Origin of the sequence: Rhodococcus pseudokoreensis (genome assembly GCF_017068395.1) — a bacterium.
GTDB classification, from domain to species: domain Bacteria; phylum Actinomycetota; class Actinomycetes; order Mycobacteriales; family Mycobacteriaceae; genus Rhodococcus_F; species Rhodococcus_F pseudokoreensis.
This window is the reverse complement of record NZ_CP070619.1, coordinates 4,484,345-4,503,553: the sequence shown is the minus strand read 5'-3', so window position 1 is coordinate 4,503,553 and position 19,209 is coordinate 4,484,345. Positions and strand designations below refer to the sequence as shown.

Here is a 19,209-nt window from a genome sequence, read left to right as displayed (position 1 = left end):
AAGACGCTCAGCCGAGAAGGAACGTCGTCGCACCGGCGGCGATCACCAGCACGATGACAGCGGAACGGAACACGCCCGGTGGCAGTCGCCTGGCGATCGCCAGTCCGGTGACGTTGCCGATCACCGCCGCCGTCACGAAGACCGGGAGGCGCGGCCAGAACATCGACTCCGTGATCTCGTCGTGGAACCACAGGACACCGAGGGCCATGATGTTGGCGACGATGAAATAGCCTGCGAGATCGGCGATGAACGCCATCGGTGGCAGCCGCGCGCGCATCAGCAACAGGACCGGTGGCGGTCCGTTGAGGGAGGTCGTGGTGCCCAGGTAGCCACCGACGGACCCGGTGAGGACGTGCGCGGTGGTGGAGGGCGCCCGAGCGGTTTCCGTCCGGGTGGGGAGGGCCATCGCGACTCCGCACAGCATGACCACGATGCCCGCCGCCGGTTTCAGATACTGTTCCGGCAACAGTCCGAGCGTGACCGCACCCAGCCAGGCGCCGGGCAGACTGCCCCCGCCGAGCAGAGCCACCCGTCCCCAGTTGATATGTTCACGCAGGTGATACGCCGCGCCGATCCGCGTGATCAGACCGGCGACGAGATTGACGAATACCACTTCGGGAACGGCGAATCCGATCATCAGCATCACCGGCGTCGCGATCAGTGCCGTGCCGAACCCGGTGGCACCTCCGATGACCGAGGCGATGCCGATGCACAGGGCACCCACGAGGAGCATCGTCATCGCGACTCCCTTCTCGATCCGGTGGCACGGTCCCGTGCCGGTCCGCCGCTCAGATGGCGAGGGACTGAACTGCGCTCACCAGCGCCATCAATTCGATGTCGCTGCCGGTGCATCCGCGGGACAGGTCGTTCCACGGTGCGGCCAATCCTTGGAGGATGGGCCCCAAGGCTATTGCACCGCCGAGCCGCTGGGCAATTTTGTACCCGATGTTACCGGCGTCGAGGTTCGGGAACACCAGGACGTTCGCGCGGCCGGCGACCCGTGACCCGGGCGCCTTGGACGCGCCGATCTCGGCGACCAGCGCGGCGTCGAACTGGAGATCCCCGTCGACGTGCAACTGCGGGTCCCGGACGCGCACCCGTTCCGCGGCCTCGCGGACCTTCTCCACCCGCGGATGGCTGGCGCTGCCCTGGGTGCTGAACGACAGCATCGCCGCGATCGGGGTCTGCTCGGTGAGCTGGAAGTGGGTGGCGCTGGCGGCGAGCGCGATGTCGACCAGTTCCTCGACCGTGGGGTCGGGGACGACGGCGCAGTCGGAGAACGTCAGCTGCCTGCCGTCCGGCAGCAACATCAGGATCGCACTGGACAGCGTGCTCGACCCCGGTGCGAGCCCGACGATGCGTAGCCCGGCGCGCAGCACGTCCGACGTCGGCCTGCTCGCACCCGCGACACCGGCATCGACCACCCCGGCGCGCAATGCCGCTGCGGCCAGGCAGACCGGATCCGACAGCGCCGCCTCGATCCGGTCGGGATATTTCGCGAAACCCGATTCGACGGCGTCGCGGATCGCGGGATCGGCGGCAGCCTCGTCCAGATCGACGACCAGTTCCTCGGCCAGCGGAATGCCCGCGGCCTCGGCGGTGCGCCGGATGACGTCCCGCCGCCCGAACAGGCGCGGGGCGACGACACATTTGTGGTGCAGATGGTGGGCCGCACGGATCGCGCGGCCGTCTTCTCCGTCCGCGAGCGCGACGGTCCGGTTCCGGCCGCTCAGGGTGGCGGTCCAGTGGTCGATAAGAGCTGAATCATTCAGTCGTGCAAAGTCGGTGGGTGGTGCGGTGGTGACGCCCGGGGCCATGGCCTCGCTCTCCCGTCGATGCGAATAGGGGTGGCGGTCGTCGATCACGACGACCGCCACCCGCTGGAACTCGGGGAAGGTGCCCTTCCCTTACGGCTGGATTGCCTTCTCGATGTCGGTGAGCATGCTGTCGATGCCGTGCAGCAGTTCCGACAGCACCTCGTCGTCGGCGACGAGCGGCGGCGAGATCATCAGCATCGTGGCACCGCGGTCGTCGCCGCGGAGGATCACCTTGGTGCGGGCGAACGCCTCCGGCAGCACCTTGCGCAGCACCGTCAGCGACTCCTGCTCGGTGAACTCGCGGCCGCTGTCGCTGTCCGCCATCAGTTCGATCGCGTAGAAGAATCCGGTGCCGCGGACGTCCTTCACGCAGCGGTGCGAGCGCATCAGCGAATCGAGTGCCGACTTCAGCTTCGGGCCGCGTGCGCTGACGTTGCCGAGCACGTTCTCGTCGCGCATCGCGGTGATGTTCGCGACCGCGACCGCCGTCGACACCGGGTGTCCGCCCCAGGTCGCGCCGTGGGTGAACACGCCGCCCTTGGGCGAGTCGTAGAGCTCGCGCACCAGCTGTTCGCGCACGATCAGGCCGCCGAGCGGGGCGTATCCCGAGGTGGAGCCCTTCGCGAACGTGATCATGTCCGGAACCACACCGGTGAGTCCGTAGCCGAACCAGTGCCCGAGGCGGCCGAACGAGCAGATCACCTCGTCGGAGACCAGCAGAATCCCGTGCTTGTCGCACAGCGCGCGCAGTGCGGCCCAGTATCCGTCCGGCGGGACCAGGGCGCCGCGCCCGTTCTGCACCGGCTCGGCGAACACGGCGGCGATGGTCTCGGCGCCCTCTTCCTCGATGACGGCCTCGATCGCGGCGATGCAGTCGAGTTCGTTCGCCGGGCCGCAGTCGCCGAGGTAGCCGAGCGTGTTGGGTACGGAGCGGACCCCGGGCAGCAGCGGGCCGAACGGATCCTTGATCTTGGGCAGCTGCGTCACCGAGAGTGCGCCGAGAGTGGTTCCGTGATAGGCCATCTCGCGGCTAATGATCTTGGTTCGCTGCGGGTTGCCCTGGCTGCGGTGGTACTGCCGGGCGAACTTGACCGCCGTCTCCACGGCCTCGGAACCCGAGTTGACGAAGAACGTCGTCCCGAGGTCACCGGGCGCCAGGTCGGCGATCAGCGCGGACGCCTCGATCGCGGGAATGTGGGCGCTGCCCCAGTTGGACGCGTACGCCAGCGTCCCGATCTGCTCGCTCGCCGCCTTCGCGATGTCGTCGCGGCCGTGACCGATGTTCACACAGAACAGACCAGCCAGACCGTCGAGAAAACGGTCTCCCTCGGTGTCGATCAGATAGCTTCCCTCGCCGCGAACGAACACCGGGAAGTCGCTTTCCCAGGTGTCCTTGCGGGTGAAATGAGGTCCGAGGTGCCGGCGGGCCCGTGCTCGCAATTCGGTGACGTCCACGACCATCTCCTTCGTTGTCGAATGGCTGTGATCCACAACATACCGACGAGGCGGACCGCAGGTCAGAACCAGAAGAGCGGTATTCGATGGGTCCAGACTGGTCCCCGTAGACGGTCCCCAACTGGTCCTTCTGGTCCCATGCCAGAGTGATCCAGACTTCGGTATCGCTCGGGGACCACGGCATGTGGTCGGAGCGGAACAGCCCCAGCTAACGGAGGTCTCAGATGAGGATCGGTATCCCCAAGGAAGTCAAGAACCACGAGTACCGGGTGGCGGCCACTCCTGCCGGTGTCCACGAGATGGTTGCCCACGGGCACGACGTGTTCGTGGAACGCGGTGCGGGGGAGGGCTCGTCGATCGGCGACGACGCCTACGGCGCGGCCGGCGCGAAGATCCTCGACAGCGCCGACGCCGTGTGGCAGAGCGCGGAACTCCTGCTGAAGGTCAAGGAGCCCATCGCGGAGGAATACCACCGGATGCGTTCGGACCTCACGCTGTTCACCTACCTGCACCTCGCCGCGGGCGAGGAGTGCACCCGGGCCCTGCTCGCCGCAGGCACGAATTCGGTTGCGTACGAGACCGTTCAGCTTCCCGACGGTTCGCTGCCCCTGCTGTTCCCGATGAGTGAGGTAGCCGGCAGGCTCGCCCCCCTCGTCGGTGCGCAGGCACTCATGCGCCCGGAGGGTGGCCGGGGTGTGCTGATCGGCGGCGTGTCCGGGGTGTCCCCCGCGCGGGTCGTCGTGATCGGTGCCGGCGTATCGGGCATGAACGCCGTCGCCGTCGCCGCAGGAACCTGGGCCGACGTCGTCCTGTTCGACAAGAACGTCGACAAGTTGCGCGCCGCCGACCGCATGTACCAGGGCCGGATCCGCACCCTCGCCGCCAACGCGTACTCGATCGAGCAGGAGGTCATGCAGGCCGACCTCGTCATCGGCGCCGTGCTCGTCCCGGGCGCCAAGGCCCCGAAGATCATCTCGAACTCGCTGGTCTCCCGGATGAAGCCGGGCAGCGTGCTCGTCGACATCGCGATCGACCAGGGCGGCTGCTTCGAGGATTCGCGTCCCACCACCCACGCGGACCCCACGTTCAAGGTCCACGACTCGGTGTTCTACTGCGTGGCGAACATGCCGGGAGCGGTGCCCCACACGTCCACGTACGCGCTCACCAATGTGACACTGCCGTACACCCTGCAGATCGCGGAGAAGGGTCTGGCCCGCGCGGCCAGGGAGAACGCCGCACTCCGCGCCGGAGTCAGCACGGTCTCCGGGCGCCTGACCAACGACGCCGTCGGTGCCGCACTCGGCATCGACTCGGTCGGCGTCGACGAAGCACTCAACCTCGTTTGATTTCGCCGCCGGCCCGGCATACTGAGAAGTGCTCGTTCGAGAACTTCTCGGCGTGCCGGGTCGGCCTACACCTGGCCACTCTTGGACCACAGGAGGCGATGCGTGCCGAGAACGCTGATCGAGATCGACCGCAATTCCGCCGAACCGCTCTACCGCCAGGTTCGACGGGCGATCGAACACGGCATCGCCAACGGACTGTTCGATCCACGCCACCGCCTCCCCAGTTCGCGTGAACTGGCGGTCGATCTCGCGATCTCCCGGAACACGATCAACCTGGCCTATCAGGAACTGATCGCCGAGGGACTCGTTCAAAGCCACCAGCGTTCGGGCATGTTCGTCAATCCCGACATGATCGAGACGCTCGCATCCGACGCCCGCGCGACCATCCCGCGCATCGACTGGGCGTCCCGCATCCGGCGGTACCCCGACGCCGACGTCCCGCACATCGAGAAGAACCTCGACTGGCACAGTTACCCGTATCCGTTCCTGGCCGGGCAGATCGACATCCGCAGCTTCCCGGCCCGCGCATGGGTCCGGTGCCTGCGCGACGCCCTGTACCAACCGCACGCCTACGCCAGCCTGCAGGACAGTGTCGGCGCGGACGATCCGATGCTGATCGACATGATCCGCCAGCACCTGTTGCCGTCGCGCGGCATCGAGGCCGGTGCCGACGAGGTTCTCGTCACCGTCGGTTCCCAGCAGGGACTGGACCTCGTCGGCCGCGTTCTCCTCGGACCCGAACACCGCGTCGCGATCGAGAACCCCGGCTACCTCGACGCGCGACACATCTTCCTGCGCACCGGCGCTCAGGTGTACGGCATCGACGTCGACGCGCACGGCCTGCGCCCGCCGGAGACCCTGCGTGGCACCGACCTGATGTATCTGACGCCGAGCCATCACCATCCGACCAACGTGACGCTCGGCATCGATCGCCGTCAGCGTCTGCTGCAGCTCGCCGCGGAATCCGGCACCGTCATCGTCGAGGACGACTACGACAGCGAGTTCCGCTATCACGGCAGTCCCAGCCCGGCGCTCAAGGCGCTCGACTCCAGCGGCGACGCCGTGTACCTCGGCACGTTCTCGAAGTTCCTGGCCCCCGGTCTGCGCCTCGGCTACCTCGTCGGGCCCGCGGATCTGGTGCGTGAGCTGCGCAAAGCCCGCCGGTACGTGCTGCGGCACCCACCCGGCCATCAGCAGCGGGCCCTGGCGATGCTCATCGACAGCGGCGAGTATCACCGGGCGCTACGCCACCACCGCACCCAGATGAAACACAAATGGGAACGCCTGTGCGCGGCCGTCGACAAGTACCTCCCCTGGCCGCAGGAGCCGTACCCGCCCGGCGGGGTCAGCCTGTGGATGACCGGTCCGGAGAACCTCGACTGCCGGGTCCTCACGCGGGAGGCCGAGGCCCGCGGCGTCCTCATCGAACGGGGCGACATCTTCTTCACCCAGCCGGTACCGCCCCGCAACCACTTTCGCATCGGCTACGGGGCGATCCCCCTGCGCTCCATCGAGGAAGGCATCGCCCTCCTCGGTCAGGCCTGCCAGGCGAGTCTGCGCCGGTAGCGGGAACCCGTTCCCGCCGACGCAGTTACGACACCGGCTGGTGCGCCGATTCGCCGTCGATCATCACCAGTGCCGGACGGGGTATGTCGACGGTGCCGTCGCCGAGATCGCCGAGGCTGCCGTCGAGCGCCACCAGATCCGCGCGACGGCCGGCCGTCAGGGTGCCGACGCGAGTCTCGTCGTGGACCAGGTACGCGCTGTCGACGGTCATGGCCCGGATGGCGCGATCCACCCCGATCCGCTGGTTCCCGCCGAGCACCGTGCCGCCCCGCGTCATCCGGGTGACCGCGGTGCGGATGGTCGCCAGCGGATCCATCGGGGTGATCGGGCAGTCCGAATGCAGCCCGAATCGCAGACCCAGTTCGTCGGCGCATGCCAGGGGATCCATGTCGGCGGCGCGCTGGGCTCCGAGGAACCGATCGCGGTGGCGGTCGCCCCAGTAGAAGACGTGGTTGACGAAGAAACTGACCCCGAGTTCGGATTCCCGGATCGCGGCCAGGTCGCTCGGCGCGCTCACCTGGCAGTGCTCGATGCGGTGCCGTCCAACCCGGCCGTCGGTGGCCTGCGCCCGCCGCAGCGAGGTGATCGCGGCGCCGACGGCGGCGTCGCCGTTGGCGTGCACGGCGACCTGACCACCCGCGCGGTGCACCCGCAGGATCATCTCGTCGAGTTGCTCCTGCGGATAAAGCAGGTCGCCGTGATGACCGGGGTCGCAGGCGTACGGGGCGCGGAGTGCGGCGGACAGTCCCTGGATCGATCCGTCGGCCCAGAATTTCGCGCCTGCCAGCCGGAAGTGTGCTCCGGCCGCGGGTGCGTGCTCGAACGTGACGCGCCGGTCGTCGAGGGCCTGGAGTGCCAGGTCGCCGCGGAGGAACCCGACGACGTGCACGGGCAGCTCACCCGATGCGTCCAGTGAGCGGTAGGCGGCCAGTTCCTGCTCGCCCGCCGACAGGCCCACGCCGAGGTCGTGGATCGTGGTGATTCCCCGTGCCCGCGCCGACAGCAGGCTGCGCAGCAACGCACCGTTCACCTCCTGCTCGGTCAGCGCGGGAACTGCCGCGGTCAGCCTCGACACCGCGTCGATTTCCCACGCCATCCCGGTTAGGCGGCCGTCGTCCCCGCGGGGGAAGAGCGGGTCGTCCGCCGCCACCGTCGACTCGTCGATGCCCGCCGCCGCGAGCGCGGCGGTGTTGGCGACGGCGAAGTGCCCGCAGATGTGCAGCACGATGACCGGCCGGTCGGTGCTGACCGCGTCGAGGTCCGTCCTGGTCGGGTGCCGTCCCTCGGCGATCTGGGTGTCGTCGTAACCCCACCCCCGGATCCAGCCGCTGCCGCCGGCCGAGGCACGCAGCGCCTGCTGAATGTCGGTGATCGACCGGCACGGTGGCGTCCGGCAGTCCGCCCAGCCGTCGGTGAGACCGGCGTACGTGGGGTGGATGTGCGACTCGATGAGTCCCGGGATCACCGTGGCGCCGGGCAGGTCGACGCGGCGGGCGCCGATCCCGGCGCAGTCGGCCATGTCCTTCCTGGTGCCGGTCGCGAGCACGCGGTCGCCGGCAATGACCAGCGCTTCGACGGTCGGCGACGACGGGTCCTGGGTGTGGATCGCTTCGGCGGTGAGCAGTGTTCGGGACATTCAGGCACCTACTTGGCTGGGAGCGGCCGTGGATTCCACGGTGACGGCGGGCGTGCGACCTTCGGTGCGAAGGCCGCGGACGGGGTCGGTGGCCGGCCAGAACAACCGGGTCGCCACCACGAACAGGATGTTGAGGACGAGGGCGGCCGCGCCGATGTTCACACCGTGCTCGGCGAGCCACACGGACACGGGGCCGTGCTTGTCGAGATATAGCCACAGCACCACGGCGTCGCCGAGCACCACGCCCATGGCGAGGGCGGAGGGGCGCAGTTTCCAGCCGAAGACCATCGTCGCGAACACCACGGCGGCCTGCGTGACGCCGTAGTACGCGGTGTTGACCAGGGTCAGCAGGAGCTGAGGTGTCGCGAGGGTGAGCAGGAGCGAGATCGCGAGATACGCCACGACGACTCCGCGCACCCAGATCCGCTGGCGGGATTCGGGGATCCCGGGAATGATGTTGCGCGACACGATCGCACCGATGCCGAGAGCCGCCCCGCACAGCACCACGATCGCGCAGAGGGCCGCGCCGCCGGCGACGACACCGGTCAGCCAGTCTGGCAGCACCTGCCGCGACAGCCGCAGGAGCACCTGGTCGGATTCGGTTCCCTCGAGCTTGGTCGGCAGCAGCGTGATCGCGCCGAACGCGGCGGCGACGAGGAACGGGTACATCAGCATGTACAGCGGATTGAACTTGGCGACCCGCTTGATCGTCGCCTCGGATTTCGCGGCGAGCACGGCCTGCACGACGATCGGGAAGATGAAGAACCCGAGCGACTGGAACACGATCGTCGTCAGGACGAACGTCAGCGACGACCCGGTGACCGTGGAGTGTGAGTCCGTGCCACCACTGGATTCCGCCGCGGCGAACAGCTTCTCGGTACCGCCGGTCTGGACGATCGCCGCCAGCCCGATCAGGACGGCGCCGAGCAGCAGGGCGGTGTCCTTCACGTAGGACACGAAGGCGGGTGCGCGCACCCCGGACAACATGAGGAACAGCAGCGCGAGTGCCGCGCCCGCGAAGACCGCGACGGTGGGGTCGATGGAGATCCCCAGACCGGTCAGCGCGATCTGCAGACCGGCGAGCTGAAGCTGACCCCACGGGATGAGGAAGACGACCGAAGCAATGGCGATCGTCAATTCCAGCCCCCGCGAACGGAAGTGGCGTCCGGCGACGTCGGGCAACGTCATGGCGCCGTATCGCTTGCCCGCCCGCCACAGGTACGGCGCGAAGAAGTACCCGATCGGGTAGGCCAGCAGGATGTAGCCGATGAACCAGACGCCGTAGCTCGCGCCGTGCGCGTACACGCCGCCGGGGAACCCGATCAGGGTGCCGATGCTGTACGCCTCGCCGGCCCCGAGGATGAAGACCAGCAGCGGACCGAACGACCGGCCACCCACCAGGTAGTCGGAGATCTCCTTCTTGCTGCCGCGCCGCGACAGCACACCCGCTCCGAGGGCGAGGATGAGCACGAGGGTGAAGAACGCTGCGGTCATGACTGTTCTCCGATCACACTGTTCGCAGCGGCGGCTTCGGCGCGTTCCGCGGCTTCGAAATCTTTGCGGTCGAACAGCTTCCATGCGAGATGGAGGCACAGCGAGGTGAGCGGCATCCACAGGAACAACCACGCGAACAGGATCGGAACTCCGAAGACCGCGGCCGTGGAACCGGACAGGACCACGATGCCGCCCAGAACCCCGGCGAACGGGACACCTATCGCGAGTAAGGCGCTTTTTGCCTCGTTGGACATGATTGTTGGGCTCCTATTCTGACTGCGTCGACCGGCGTCGCGGAGTGGTCCGGTGCCGGTCGACGTGCACTCTGGCACTAGTGTGGTCCGAGTCACTCCCCGCGGGCCATGGGCGAATCCCGGAAAACGCCGAAGCGGTTCGTGAATTTCACGGGAGTGTGGAATGCGAGGGGAATGTGCCCGAGTCCGCGGGTGAAGACACGATCCAGCTGTTGTGCCGGCAGGTCTCCGAGGAGATCGAGTCGGTAACCGACCGATCGGTGCGTCAGATTCGCGCCGAGTTGCAGTCGTACGCTGCCGTTCCGATCGACGAACAGCACGAATACATCGCCCGGCAGCTCGCGGCGACGCTGCGCGCCCTCGCGGAGAGCAAACCGCTCGCCGACGACGTCCTCGAGCGTTCACGTCAGCTCGGCCGTCGCCGGGCAATGCAGGGATTACCACTGTCCGACGTCATCGAGACGTACCACATCGCGTCCCGCGAACTGTGGAACACGATGGTCGCCAGAGCCGCCGAACCGACCACCGACCTGTTACGTGCCGGCGGCATGATGTGGGACCTCGTCCACACCGCCACCAGCGCAGTCGCCGTCGGGCACACCGACGCGACCCGAAGCGAACAGGCGATCCGCGCAGGCGTGCGGTACCGGTTCTTCGAGGCCCTCGCCAGGTCCACCGACGGCGACGACCGTGACGTGCGCGAGTTGGCGGAGGCGCTCGGGTTCACACCACAACACGGGTTCCGAGCGGTGTGCGTCGCCGCGGAGGAGTGGTCGGAAGCCCAGCTCGAGCGGCTGCAGCGCACCCTGGACACGATCCCGGGAACGACCCAATGCAGCGGGCACGGCACCGTCATCGTCGCCCTGAGCCAGCACGCACCGGTCGACGACATCGTCCGCGAGGTCCGGCTCGGTCACCCGGGCACCACCGTCGGGGTCGGCTTGGACCGCCCCGGACTGGCCGGAGCGGCGATGAGCATCACCGACGCGCGGCGGGTCCTGCAACTGGCCTCACCGACCGGCGCCGTGGTCCGATTCGCCGACGAATGGGTCGCCGCCACCCTCGCAGACCATCGCGCGGAACTCACCACGCTGCTGGAGCCGGGGGCCACCGTCGCCGCCGACCACCCGCACCTCGTCGAGGCGGTGTCGGCCTTCGCCCGCAACGGCTTCTCCATCAGCGCGGCAGGCCGGGACATCCACCTCCACGCGAACTCGGTCACCTACCGCCTCGACCGCTGGCAACAACTGACCGGCTGGGATCCCCGGACACTCGACGGCCTGCAGCGGTCGGTGTTGAGTCTCGGACTGTTCCACCGCGATTCGGGCGACACCACCCCCGACACCGCGGAGGAGTAGCGAACTACCGCAACGCCACCTGCACGAGGACGGCGGCGCCGAGGAAGCCCAGCAACCAGAGAACGCGCTGGCGGACCTGGTGGGCGGTGGTGCGGTCGAACATCCATTTCCCCGCGGCGGCGCCGAGCATGCAGAGCGGTGTGAACAGGGCGATCTGCGCGAGGACGGGCAGTGTGAGGAGTCCGCCTGCGGCCGAGCCCGCCGCGCCGAAGGCGTCGATGACGAGGAAGAACACGACGAGTGAGGCGCGTCCGGCGGCCACGTGGGTGGACGCGGAGAAGTACATGAGGACGGCGGGTGGGCCGCCGAGGGCGAAGCCGCCGTTGAGGAGTCCGGACGCCATTCCCGTCGCGGCGGTGACGCCGGGGCCCGGCAGCGACTGCCGGTCGGGGACGGCGGCCATGGCGACGGCGGATCCGATGATGGCGACACCGAGCAGCACGCGCACCAGGTCACCGGACAGTTGCGTGAGCGCCCACATGCCTAGCGGCATTCCGATCATGGTGCCTGCGAACAACCAGCGCAACGACTTCCAGTGCACCTGCCGCCACACCTGGGGCAGCATCGCGGCGCTGGCGACGACCTCGAGGACGAACACGGTGGGGATCACGGACGTCGGCGGGAGTAGGACGACGAGTCCGGCGACCCACACCATCGCACCACCGAAACCCCCGAAGCCGCGGACGACGCCACCGGCCACCACGATGCCGAGGGCGAAGAGGAGGGCGGGCAGCGACAGATCCCACACCGTTGCCGCCATACCCTGTTGCTCCGCTTCCGTTCGTCGTTGTCTCCGTCAGAAGTGTGGGGGCCGCGGCGGCGAAGCGACAGATCCAGACGGCGTCGAATCGTCGGTACCAGGAACGCACGGGACGTGGCCTCCGGCGTGATCGCCGGAGGCCACGTGCTGGCAGCAGTTGGATTTACACGTAGTCCTTGTACTTGTCGAGCAGGCGCACGGGCTTGGCGAGCGCGTCGCGGCGGAAGGGGTCGCCGAGTTCGCGGGTGCACATGATCTCGATGACCGTGGTCTTGCCCTCGTTCATCTGTGCGGCGACCGCGCGCTGCAGCGCGGGACCGACCTCTTCGAGCTTGTCGACGACGATGCCCTCGGCACCCATCGCCTGCGCGATTCCGGCGAAGGATTCGCTCTCGAGTTCACCGGCGACGAAGCGGCGGTTGTAGAAGTCGACCTGGTTCTTCTTCTCCGCGCCCCACTGCCGGTTGTGGAACACGACGGCCGTGACGGGGATGTCGTGCCGGACGGCCGTCATGACCTCGCCGAGGCTCATGCCCCAGGCACCGTCGCCTGCGTACGCGATGGCGGGCCGTTCCGGTGCCGCGGCCTTCGCGCCGATGACGGTCGGCAGTGCGTAACCGCAGTTGCCGAAGCTCATCGGGGCGAGGAAGCTGCGCGGCTTCTCGAAGCGGAGGTAGCTGTTGGCGACGGAGTTGATGTTGCCGATGTCGGTGGAGACCATCACGTCCTCCGGCATCGCCTTCTCCAGCTCACGCAGCACCTGACGCGGGTGCAGCCAGTTGCCGTCCTCACCTTCCTGTTCGGCGATCATGTCGAGGCTGAACGGGTCGCGCTCGTGGGTCCACTCGTCGAGTTCCTTCTCCCACGCCGCCTTCTCGGCATCGATCTTCTTGGCGCGCTCCTCACGGTTGGCATCACACGCGAGGGCCTTGCCCTCGAGCCGCTCGGTGAGCGCGACGGCCGCGGCCTTCGCGTCGCCGCAGATGCCGACAGAGACCTTCTTGACCAGGCCGAGCATCTTGTGGTCGGCGTCGATCTGGATGATCTTGGCGTTCTTCGGCCAGTAGTCCATGCCGTGCTGCGGGAGGGTGCCGAAGGGGCCGAGACGGGTGCCGAGGGCGAGCACCACGTCGGCCTGGCTGATCAGCTTCATCGCGGCCTTCGAGCCCTGGTAGCCGAGCGGTCCGGTCCACAGCGGGTGGCTGGCGGGGAACGAGTCGTTGTGCAGGTAGCTGTTGACGACGGGGGCACCGAGACGCTCGGCGAGAGCCTTGCACTCGTCGACGCCGTCGGCCATCACCACGCCACCGCCGGAGACGATGACCGGGAACTTGGCCTGCGCCAGCAGTTCCGCCGCCTCGTTCAGGCTCTTCTCCCCGCCGGGACCGCGATCGAGGCGGGTGGGCTGCGGGATCTCCGTCTCGATTTCGCCGTAGAAGAAGTCGCGGGGAATGTTGAGCTGCGTCGGGCCCATCTCGGACATCGCGCGGTCGAAGCAGCGGCCGGTGAACTCGGCCATGCGCTTGGGGTTGTTGACGTGGCCCTGGTACTTCGTGAACTCCTGGAACATCGGCAGCTGGTTGGCCTCCTGGAAGCCGCCCAGGCCCGTTCCCATGGTGCCGGCCTCGGGGGTGACGATGACGACGGGGCTGTGCGCCCAGAACGCGGCGGCGATCGCCGTGACGCAGTTGCTGATGCCCGGGCCGTTCTGCCCGATGACCATGCCGTGACGTCCGCTGACCCGGGCGTATCCGTCGGCCATGTGTCCGGCGCCCTGCTCGTGCACGACGGGGACGAGCCGGATGCCTGCGGGAGCGAAGATGTCCATCGCGTCCATGAAGGCCGATCCCATGATGCCGAACATGTCGGTCACGCCGTTGGCGACCATCGTCTCGACGAACGCCTCCGACGGTGTCATCTTCTGTACGCCGGAAACAGCGGTGCGATCGGCACCGTTCTTCTTCTTGGTCATGTGTGATCCTCCTTCAGGGGCGCGCCGGAACCGGCCGAGAATGTCAAAAATCGGAACGTTTCGTTCGTGATTTTGTGATCTGCAGTGACAGTAGGCCACGTCACACGCTTCGTCAATGAATGTTCCTAAAACCGGAACCAGATGTATGATTTTTCGATACACGATGCGAATGCGTCGCCGTTCTGCCTAGGAGGAACCGTGGGTGAGATTCACCGGATCGACGAGTCGAACGGACACCCGACGACGGAGCTACCCGGAGACACACCGACGCTCCGCCTGTTCGCGCTGCTCGAGATGATCGCGTCGAAGGATCAGCTGTTCACACTGCAGGGGCTCGTCGAGGAGACGGGCATGGCCAAGCCGACCCTGCACCGCATGCTGCAGCAACTCGAGGGCGCCGGACTCCTCACCCGGCAGAACAACGGCAGGCACTACGGCACCGGTGTGCGCCTGCGCCGCTTCGCCGAGAACCTGCTGCTCAACGACACCCACCACGGCGCGCGGCACGCCATCCTCCGCAACCTCGTCGCGGAACTCGGCGAGAGCTGCAACGTCACCACCCTGTCCGGCAGCGAGGTTGTGTACCTCGACCGCGTGGAAACCTCCGAGCCCCTTCGGTTTACACTCCATGCGGGGTCGCGGGTGCCCGCGCACTGCTCGGCGAGCGGCAAGATGATTCTGTCGCAGCTCAGCCCCGCCCAGCGCCGGCGACTCCTCGGGCGCATGCCGCTCGAGCGGTACACCAACAAGACGGTCACCGACATCGAACTCATCGAGACCGAACTCAAGCAGGTCCGCCGCGACGGTTTCGCCATCGACGACGAGGAGTTCCTGCCCGGTCTCGTGTGCGCAGCGGTGCTCGTTCCCTGTGCCACAGGTAATTCCAATCTCTGCATCGCAGTCCAGGCCCCGGTCATGCGACTCACCCCCGACAAGGCGCTCAAGCTGCTTCCCGCGTTGCGGCGGGCGGCCGACGCCATCGGTGAGATCGAGAACGAGGTCCTGGACGACGGAACGGCAGACATGAACTGAAGGAGGGCGCATGCCCGAAATGACCACTGCGGCACCCAGCCACGTGCTCTCCGCGCGTGAGCTGTTCGGACTCGACACCGACCTCACGGTCCGGGCCTTCCGCGAACCGGTCGACCACGTCCCCGACGTCGACCCCGCCTACCGGTTCGATCACGCGGTGACCACCGCACTGCTCGCCGGGTTCGACCGCAACCGCCGGGTGATGGTGCAAGGACTGCACGGCACCGGCAAGTCCACGCACATCGAGCAGGTCGCGGCGCGGCTCAACTGGCCGTGTGTGCGAGTCAACCTCGACGGCCACCTCAGCCGGCTGGACCTGATCGGCAGGGACGCGGTCGTCCTGCGAGACGGCAAGCAGGTCACCGAATTTCAGGAAGGCATCCTGCCCTGGGCCCTGCAGCGTCCCGTCGCCCTCATTCTCGACGAGTACGACGCCGGCCGTCCCGACGTCATGTTCGTCATCCAGCGCCTCCTCGAGCGCGACGGCAAACTCACCCTGCTCGACCAGAACCGGGTGCTTACTCCGCATCCGGCGTTCCGGTTGTTCGCCACCGCCAACACCGTCGGCCTGGGGAACCTCAACGGGATGTATCACGGTGCGCAGCGGCTCAATCACGCGCAGATCGACCGCTGGAACATCGTCGCGACACTCGATCATCTTCCCGCGGAACAGGAGATCGAGATCGTGTCCGCGCGGGTGCCGTCCGTGGGGCGGTCGCTGATCGCGTCGATGGTGGCCGTAGCGAACCTGACCCGCAACGGTTTCCGGCTCGGCGACCTGTCGACGCTGATGTCGCCGCGCACGGTCATCACCTGGGCGGAGAACATCGAGATCTTCCACGACCCGGCACTGGCGTTCCGGTTGTCGTTCGTCAACAAGTGCGACGAGGCCGAGCGGCCGATCGTCGCCGAGTACTTCCAGCGGTGCTTCGACGAGGAACCCGAGTGGTCGGCGATGCTCGCGGCGAGCACGGCCTGAGCGGGCGGTCATGGCAGAACTGCCCGTGTGCCCCGAGTCGGTCCGTCGTCGGCAGGAGGTTCGTGAACTCTGCGCCACCAGCATCCGCGCTCTGACGGGCCAGGGTGAATTGCATTTTCGCGGAACGGAACTCCATCGCGGACATCGGCGGGTGCCGATGCCCGCCCCGCACCTGCATCCGTCGTTCGGCCGCGCCGACGTCGCCTCGTTCCGCGGCGCGGGCGACGGCATGGCGTTGCGACTGCTGCACACCGATCCCGCCCTGCACCGGAGCCTGTGCCCGGAGGACACGCCGAGTCGGCTGATCTTCGAGACCCTGGAACAGTTCCGCGTCGAATCGCTGGCCGACGGCGCATGGGATGGGGTGCGCGCGAATCTGGCCCACCGATTCTCGCGGTGGTCGCAGGAGTTCGTGGCGTCCGGGCTGACGGAGACCGTGCACGGCATGCTGCTGTTCACGGTGGTACAGACGTGCCGGGCACGGATCACCGCCGAGCCGATACCCGAGTCCACGCAGGATCTGATCGAATCGACCCGGTTCGGCCTGGCGTCCGTTCTCGGTGACCAGCTACCGCTGCTGCGCCGATCCCGGCACTCGCAATCGGATTTCGCGGTGCCCGCACTGGCGATCGCCGACGTGATCGGCCGACGACTGGAGCAGGCCGCGGACGCGGACGAGTCGGGCGACCCTACGCGCGACGACCGGGCCGCGACCTTCTCCCTGCTCTTCGACTTCGAGCCGGACGAGAACGACTCGTTCGCGACGGCCGTCTCGGGGCACAGCCGCGCGCTGGGTGACGGCGGCGACGGGTACCGCGTGTTCACCCGCGCCTACGACGAGACCCGGCAGATCACGTCCCTCGTCCGGCCCGAACTGCTCCGCGACTTCCGCCTGCGCCTCGACCGCGGCATCGAGAACAATCGTCTCAACGTCCGTAAGCTCGGACGGCAGCTGAAGACCCTGCTGTCCGAGCCCGCCCGCGACGGCTGGGAGGGCGGCCGGGACGAGGGCTACATCGACGGTCGCCGGCTCGCGCAGCTCGTCACCTCGCCGACCGAACGCAGACTCTTCCGCGCCGAACGCACCGAACCGCGGAACGACACCACGGTGACGTTCCTCATCGACTGTTCCGGTTCGATGAAGAAGTTCAGCGAACCGGTCGCCGTCCTGGTCGACGTGTTCGCGCGGGCGCTGGAGCTGGCCGACGCCCGGTGCGAGATCCTCGGTTTCACCACCGCCGCGTGGAACGGCGGCCGGGCCCGCAGGGACTGGCTCCGGTCCGGTCGTCCGGACGATCCGGGACGTCTCAATGAGGTCCGGCAGCTGGTGTTCAAGGACGCCGAGACCACCTGGCGCCGAGCGCGTCCCGCCATCGCGGGACTGCTGAAGGACGACCTGTTCAAAGAGGGCGTCGACGGCGAGGCCGTCGACTGGGCGTGCTCACGGATGCGCGACCGCGGCCCGGGCAGGAGGCTGCTGTTCGTGATCTCGGACGGCAGCCCACTGGACGGTGCCACCGCGCTGGCCAACGACGAGTTCTACCTGGACCACCACCTCCAGGTCGTGGTCGAACGGCACGAGGACGAACGCGCGGTCGAGGTGTACGGCCTCGGCGTCGGGCTGGATTTGAGCCCGTACTACGACCGTTGCCGGACGCTCGATCTGACGCATGGAACCAACAGCGACGTCATCGCCGACGTGCTGTCGATGATCGCCCACTGACAGCGCGCCTGTCAGTGGCTCGACTGTGAAGGAGTCACACCCATGACCGAACCCCGGGTTTCGCTGGTTACTCTGGACATTGCAGGCACGAGCGTCGACGAGGGCGGCGCCGTGTACGTGGCGTTGCGCGACACCGTCGAAAACTACCTCGGCGGACCGATCCCGGACGACCGTTTCGACCGGTGGAAGGGCACGGGCAAGCGACAGGCCATCGAGGGACTGCTGCGTGAGAGCGGCGCACACGCCGACACGGCCGTTCTCGACTCCGTCGAATCCGAGTTCACCGCAATGCTTCTCGCGGCGTACCGGAAGACACCGCCGACCGCACTGCCGGGAGTCCACGATGCCTTCGGCACCCTCCGGCAGCGCGGCATCAAGATCGTTCTCCAGACCGGATACTCACGCGAGATCGCGCGGCCGCTGCTCGAGCAGGTCGGCTGGGAGATCGGGCGGGACATCGACGGCGTGATCACCAGCGACCAGGTGCGGACGAGCAGGCCGTCGCCGTATCTCATCTTCCGTGCGATGGAACTCGCCGGCGTGCAGAGTGTCGACGAGGTCCTGGTCGGCGGCGACACCCCCAACGATCTGCGCGCAGGCACCAACGCCGGCGCGCGGTACGTGGTCGGTGTGCTGACCGGCGCCCACGACGCCGCGACGCTGCGCCCGGAGCCCCACACGCACCTCCTGGAGAGCGCCGCGAAGATCCCCGACCTGCTGGGCTGACCGCCGAGTGCGGGCCTGTCCTGTTCTGCGGGACCGGCCCGCGACCCGTCAGTCCCGGTAACTCGGCGCCGGTGGACCCGCCGTCGGCCCCAGCAGGCTCAGCCACCGGTCGTACAGGCGATTCCACGTCCCGTCGTCGCGCATCCGTTCCAGGGTTCCGTTCACGAAGCGGACCAGAGCGTCGTTGTTCTTGTTCGCGACGACGCCGTACGGCTCCAGTTCCAGATTCGGGCCGACGATTTCGAGGTTCGGATCCTGCGCGGCGAGGCCGGCGAGGATGGAGTTGTCGGTGGTCGCCGCGTCGGCTTGGCCGACTTGCAGCGTGGTCAGGCAATCGTCCCAGTCGGGGACCGCGACGACCGTGGCGTCTGGCGACACCCGCTGGATCGTGGCGAGCGACGTGGTGTCGATGAAGGTGCACACCCGTTTGCCGGCCAGGTCCGCGGGAGAGGTGATGCCGGATCCCTCCGGCACGAGCAGGCGCTGGAACGCCTCGAAGTACACGGACGAGAATCCGACCCGGGTGGCGCGCTCGCACGTGATGGAGGTGGCGTGAACCACCAGGTCCACGTCGTTTCTCTCCAGTGCATCGAAGCGGCCGGCCGACGTGAGCAGACGGAATTCCACCTTGTCCGGGTCTCCGAAGAGGTCGCGGGCGATCTCCCGCGCCAGGTCGACGTCGAATCCCGACAGCGTGCCGGTCGACGGGTCCCGGAAGCTGAACAGGTTCGTGTTCTGGTCGGTTCCGACGATCAGCCGTCCCCGCGCGACGATCGCGGCCAGCGCCGACCCCGGCGGCGCAGTGTCCGGCCGCAGACCGGGGTCGGGTCGCAGACTCGACAGTGCGCCGCAGGAGGAGGGATCCGGTGGGGGCGGCGGAACGACAGCCGTGCGCGGCAGGATCTCGGCACCGTCCGGGAGCGAGTATTGCGAATAGTCGCCGGCGGGGGGCGGGGGCAGCGCCGAAGGGGCCGCGCACGCCCCACACAGGAACGCTGCCGCGACGAGCGCCGTCCGGCACCGCAGGAGCGGGCCGGCCGGGGTTCGTCTGCATGATCTCGTCATCGGCTGTTGCGCGTTCGATCAGGTCA

The 19,209-nt window shown here is 67.9% G+C and carries 16 protein-coding genes; 7 read left to right on the top strand and 9 right to left on the bottom strand.

Annotated elements, in window-relative coordinates:
* Positions 1-7 precede the first annotated feature (7 nt).
* From JWS13_RS25870 to JWS13_RS25860, 3 genes are read right to left on the bottom strand one after another with little or no spacing between them, the layout of a single operon-like run.
* Positions 8-739 carry a sulfite exporter TauE/SafE family protein gene (locus JWS13_RS25870; protein ID WP_160097797.1) on the bottom strand — a complete coding sequence of 244 codons (732 nt, stop codon included), beginning with the start codon at positions 737-739 and terminating at the stop codon, positions 8-10.
* Between the two features lie 49 nt (positions 740-788).
* Positions 789-1,865 (bottom strand): phosphotransacetylase, encoded by a 1,077-nt coding sequence (locus tag JWS13_RS25865; protein ID WP_241032300.1) that lies wholly within the window; start codon positions 1,863-1,865, stop codon positions 789-791.
* A 42-nt stretch (positions 1,866-1,907) separates the two neighbouring features.
* Complete coding sequence (locus tag JWS13_RS25860; protein ID WP_087558658.1) at positions 1,908-3,278, bottom strand: aspartate aminotransferase family protein; 1,371 nt, start codon at positions 3,276-3,278, stop codon at positions 1,908-1,910.
* A 218-nt stretch (positions 3,279-3,496) separates the two neighbouring features.
* On the opposite strand from JWS13_RS25860, the gene ald reads away from it, so the two are divergent.
* Both ald and pdxR read left to right on the top strand, forming a co-directional pair.
* On the top strand, positions 3,497-4,618 hold the full coding sequence (gene ald / locus JWS13_RS25855) for an alanine dehydrogenase (RefSeq protein ID WP_206008202.1): 1,122 nt from the start codon (positions 3,497-3,499) through the stop codon (positions 4,616-4,618).
* Between the two features lie 102 nt (positions 4,619-4,720).
* On the top strand, positions 4,721-6,184 hold the full coding sequence (pdxR, locus tag JWS13_RS25850) for a MocR-like pyridoxine biosynthesis transcription factor PdxR (RefSeq protein ID WP_206008201.1): 1,464 nt from the start codon (positions 4,721-4,723) through the stop codon (positions 6,182-6,184).
* Positions 6,185-6,209: 25 nt separating this feature from the next.
* Here the strand turns inward: pdxR and JWS13_RS25845 are convergent, their stop codons facing one another.
* Genes JWS13_RS25845 through JWS13_RS25835 form a run of 3 tightly spaced genes read right to left on the bottom strand, consistent with a single transcriptional unit; the run spans position 6,210 to position 9,568 of the window.
* Positions 6,210-7,820: an amidohydrolase gene (locus JWS13_RS25845; protein ID WP_206008200.1), complete on the bottom strand. Its 1,611-nt coding sequence runs from the start codon at positions 7,818-7,820 to the stop codon at positions 6,210-6,212.
* On the bottom strand, positions 7,821-9,314 hold the full coding sequence (locus JWS13_RS25840) for a sodium:solute symporter family protein (RefSeq protein ID WP_206008199.1): 1,494 nt from the start codon (positions 9,312-9,314) through the stop codon (positions 7,821-7,823).
* Positions 9,311-9,568 (bottom strand): DUF3311 domain-containing protein, encoded by a 258-nt coding sequence (locus JWS13_RS25835; protein WP_206008198.1) that lies wholly within the window; start codon positions 9,566-9,568, stop codon positions 9,311-9,313. The genes JWS13_RS25840 and JWS13_RS25835 overlap by 4 nt, the downstream gene beginning before the upstream one ends.
* Before the next feature lie 176 nt (positions 9,569-9,744).
* Here JWS13_RS25835 and JWS13_RS25830 point away from each other — a divergent pair, with 176 nt between their 5' ends.
* On the top strand, positions 9,745-10,926 hold the full coding sequence (locus JWS13_RS25830) for a PucR family transcriptional regulator (protein ID WP_206008197.1): 1,182 nt from the start codon (positions 9,745-9,747) through the stop codon (positions 10,924-10,926).
* A gap of 4 nt (positions 10,927-10,930) precedes the next feature.
* On the opposite strand, the gene JWS13_RS25825 is transcribed toward JWS13_RS25830, so the two are convergent.
* Together JWS13_RS25825 and xsc are read right to left on the bottom strand one after the other, a co-directional pair.
* Positions 10,931-11,686: a sulfite exporter TauE/SafE family protein gene (locus tag JWS13_RS25825; protein WP_206008196.1), complete on the bottom strand. Its 756-nt coding sequence runs from the start codon at positions 11,684-11,686 to the stop codon at positions 10,931-10,933.
* A gap of 163 nt (positions 11,687-11,849) precedes the next feature.
* A complete protein-coding gene (gene xsc / locus JWS13_RS25820; RefSeq protein WP_206008195.1) occupies positions 11,850-13,658 on the bottom strand; it encodes a sulfoacetaldehyde acetyltransferase in 1,809 nt (602 codons plus the stop codon).
* A gap of 198 nt (positions 13,659-13,856) precedes the next feature.
* Here xsc and JWS13_RS25815 point away from each other — a divergent pair, with 198 nt between their 5' ends.
* The 4 genes from JWS13_RS25815 to JWS13_RS25800 are packed head-to-tail and all read left to right on the top strand — an operon-like array spanning position 13,857 to position 18,118.
* Entirely contained in the window at positions 13,857-14,690 is an 834-nt protein-coding gene (locus tag JWS13_RS25815) for an IclR family transcriptional regulator (protein WP_206008194.1), read from the top strand.
* Between the two features lie 10 nt (positions 14,691-14,700).
* A complete protein-coding gene (locus JWS13_RS25810) occupies positions 14,701-15,669 on the top strand; it encodes an AAA family ATPase (RefSeq protein WP_206008193.1) in 969 nt (322 codons plus the stop codon).
* A gap of 10 nt (positions 15,670-15,679) precedes the next feature.
* A complete protein-coding gene (locus JWS13_RS25805) occupies positions 15,680-17,392 on the top strand; it encodes a cobaltochelatase CobT-related protein (protein ID WP_206008192.1) in 1,713 nt (570 codons plus the stop codon).
* A 42-nt stretch (positions 17,393-17,434) separates the two neighbouring features.
* On the top strand, positions 17,435-18,118 hold the full coding sequence (locus JWS13_RS25800; protein ID WP_206008191.1) for a phosphonatase-like hydrolase: 684 nt from the start codon (positions 17,435-17,437) through the stop codon (positions 18,116-18,118).
* A gap of 48 nt (positions 18,119-18,166) precedes the next feature.
* Here the strand turns inward: JWS13_RS25800 and JWS13_RS25795 are convergent, their stop codons facing one another.
* The gene (locus tag JWS13_RS25795; protein WP_206008190.1) at positions 18,167-19,183 is read right to left on the bottom strand and encodes a glutamate ABC transporter substrate-binding protein; all 1,017 of its coding nucleotides are present in this window, start codon (positions 19,181-19,183) and stop codon (positions 18,167-18,169) included.
* Positions 19,184-19,209 lie beyond the last annotated feature (26 nt).

Excerpts from the sequence above, each read along its gene's own strand:
- JWS13_RS25825 (WP_206008196.1), bottom strand. The coding sequence starts at position 11,686 with ATGGCGGCAACGGTGTGGGATCTGTCGCTGCCCGCCCTCCTCTTCGCC.
- xsc (WP_206008195.1), bottom strand. The coding sequence starts at position 13,658 with ATGACCAAGAAGAAGAACGGTGCCGATCGCACCGCTGTTTCCGGCGTA.
- JWS13_RS25805 (WP_206008192.1), top strand. The coding sequence starts at position 15,680 with ATGGCAGAACTGCCCGTGTGCCCCGAGTCGGTCCGTCGTCGGCAGGAG.
- JWS13_RS25860 (WP_087558658.1), bottom strand. The coding sequence starts at position 3,278 with ATGGTCGTGGACGTCACCGAATTGCGAGCACGGGCCCGCCGGCACCTC.
- JWS13_RS25845 (WP_206008200.1), bottom strand. The coding sequence starts at position 7,820 with ATGTCCCGAACACTGCTCACCGCCGAAGCGATCCACACCCAGGACCCG.
- JWS13_RS25800 (WP_206008191.1), top strand. The coding sequence starts at position 17,435 with ATGACCGAACCCCGGGTTTCGCTGGTTACTCTGGACATTGCAGGCACG.
- JWS13_RS25840 (WP_206008199.1), bottom strand. The coding sequence starts at position 9,314 with ATGACCGCAGCGTTCTTCACCCTCGTGCTCATCCTCGCCCTCGGAGCG.
- JWS13_RS25810 (WP_206008193.1), top strand. The coding sequence starts at position 14,701 with ATGCCCGAAATGACCACTGCGGCACCCAGCCACGTGCTCTCCGCGCGT.
- JWS13_RS25870 (WP_160097797.1), bottom strand. The coding sequence starts at position 739 with ATGACGATGCTCCTCGTGGGTGCCCTGTGCATCGGCATCGCCTCGGTC.
- JWS13_RS25835 (WP_206008198.1), bottom strand. The coding sequence starts at position 9,568 with ATGTCCAACGAGGCAAAAAGCGCCTTACTCGCGATAGGTGTCCCGTTC.
- ald (WP_206008202.1), top strand. The coding sequence starts at position 3,497 with ATGAGGATCGGTATCCCCAAGGAAGTCAAGAACCACGAGTACCGGGTG.
- JWS13_RS25795 (WP_206008190.1), bottom strand. The coding sequence starts at position 19,183 with ATGACGAGATCATGCAGACGAACCCCGGCCGGCCCGCTCCTGCGGTGC.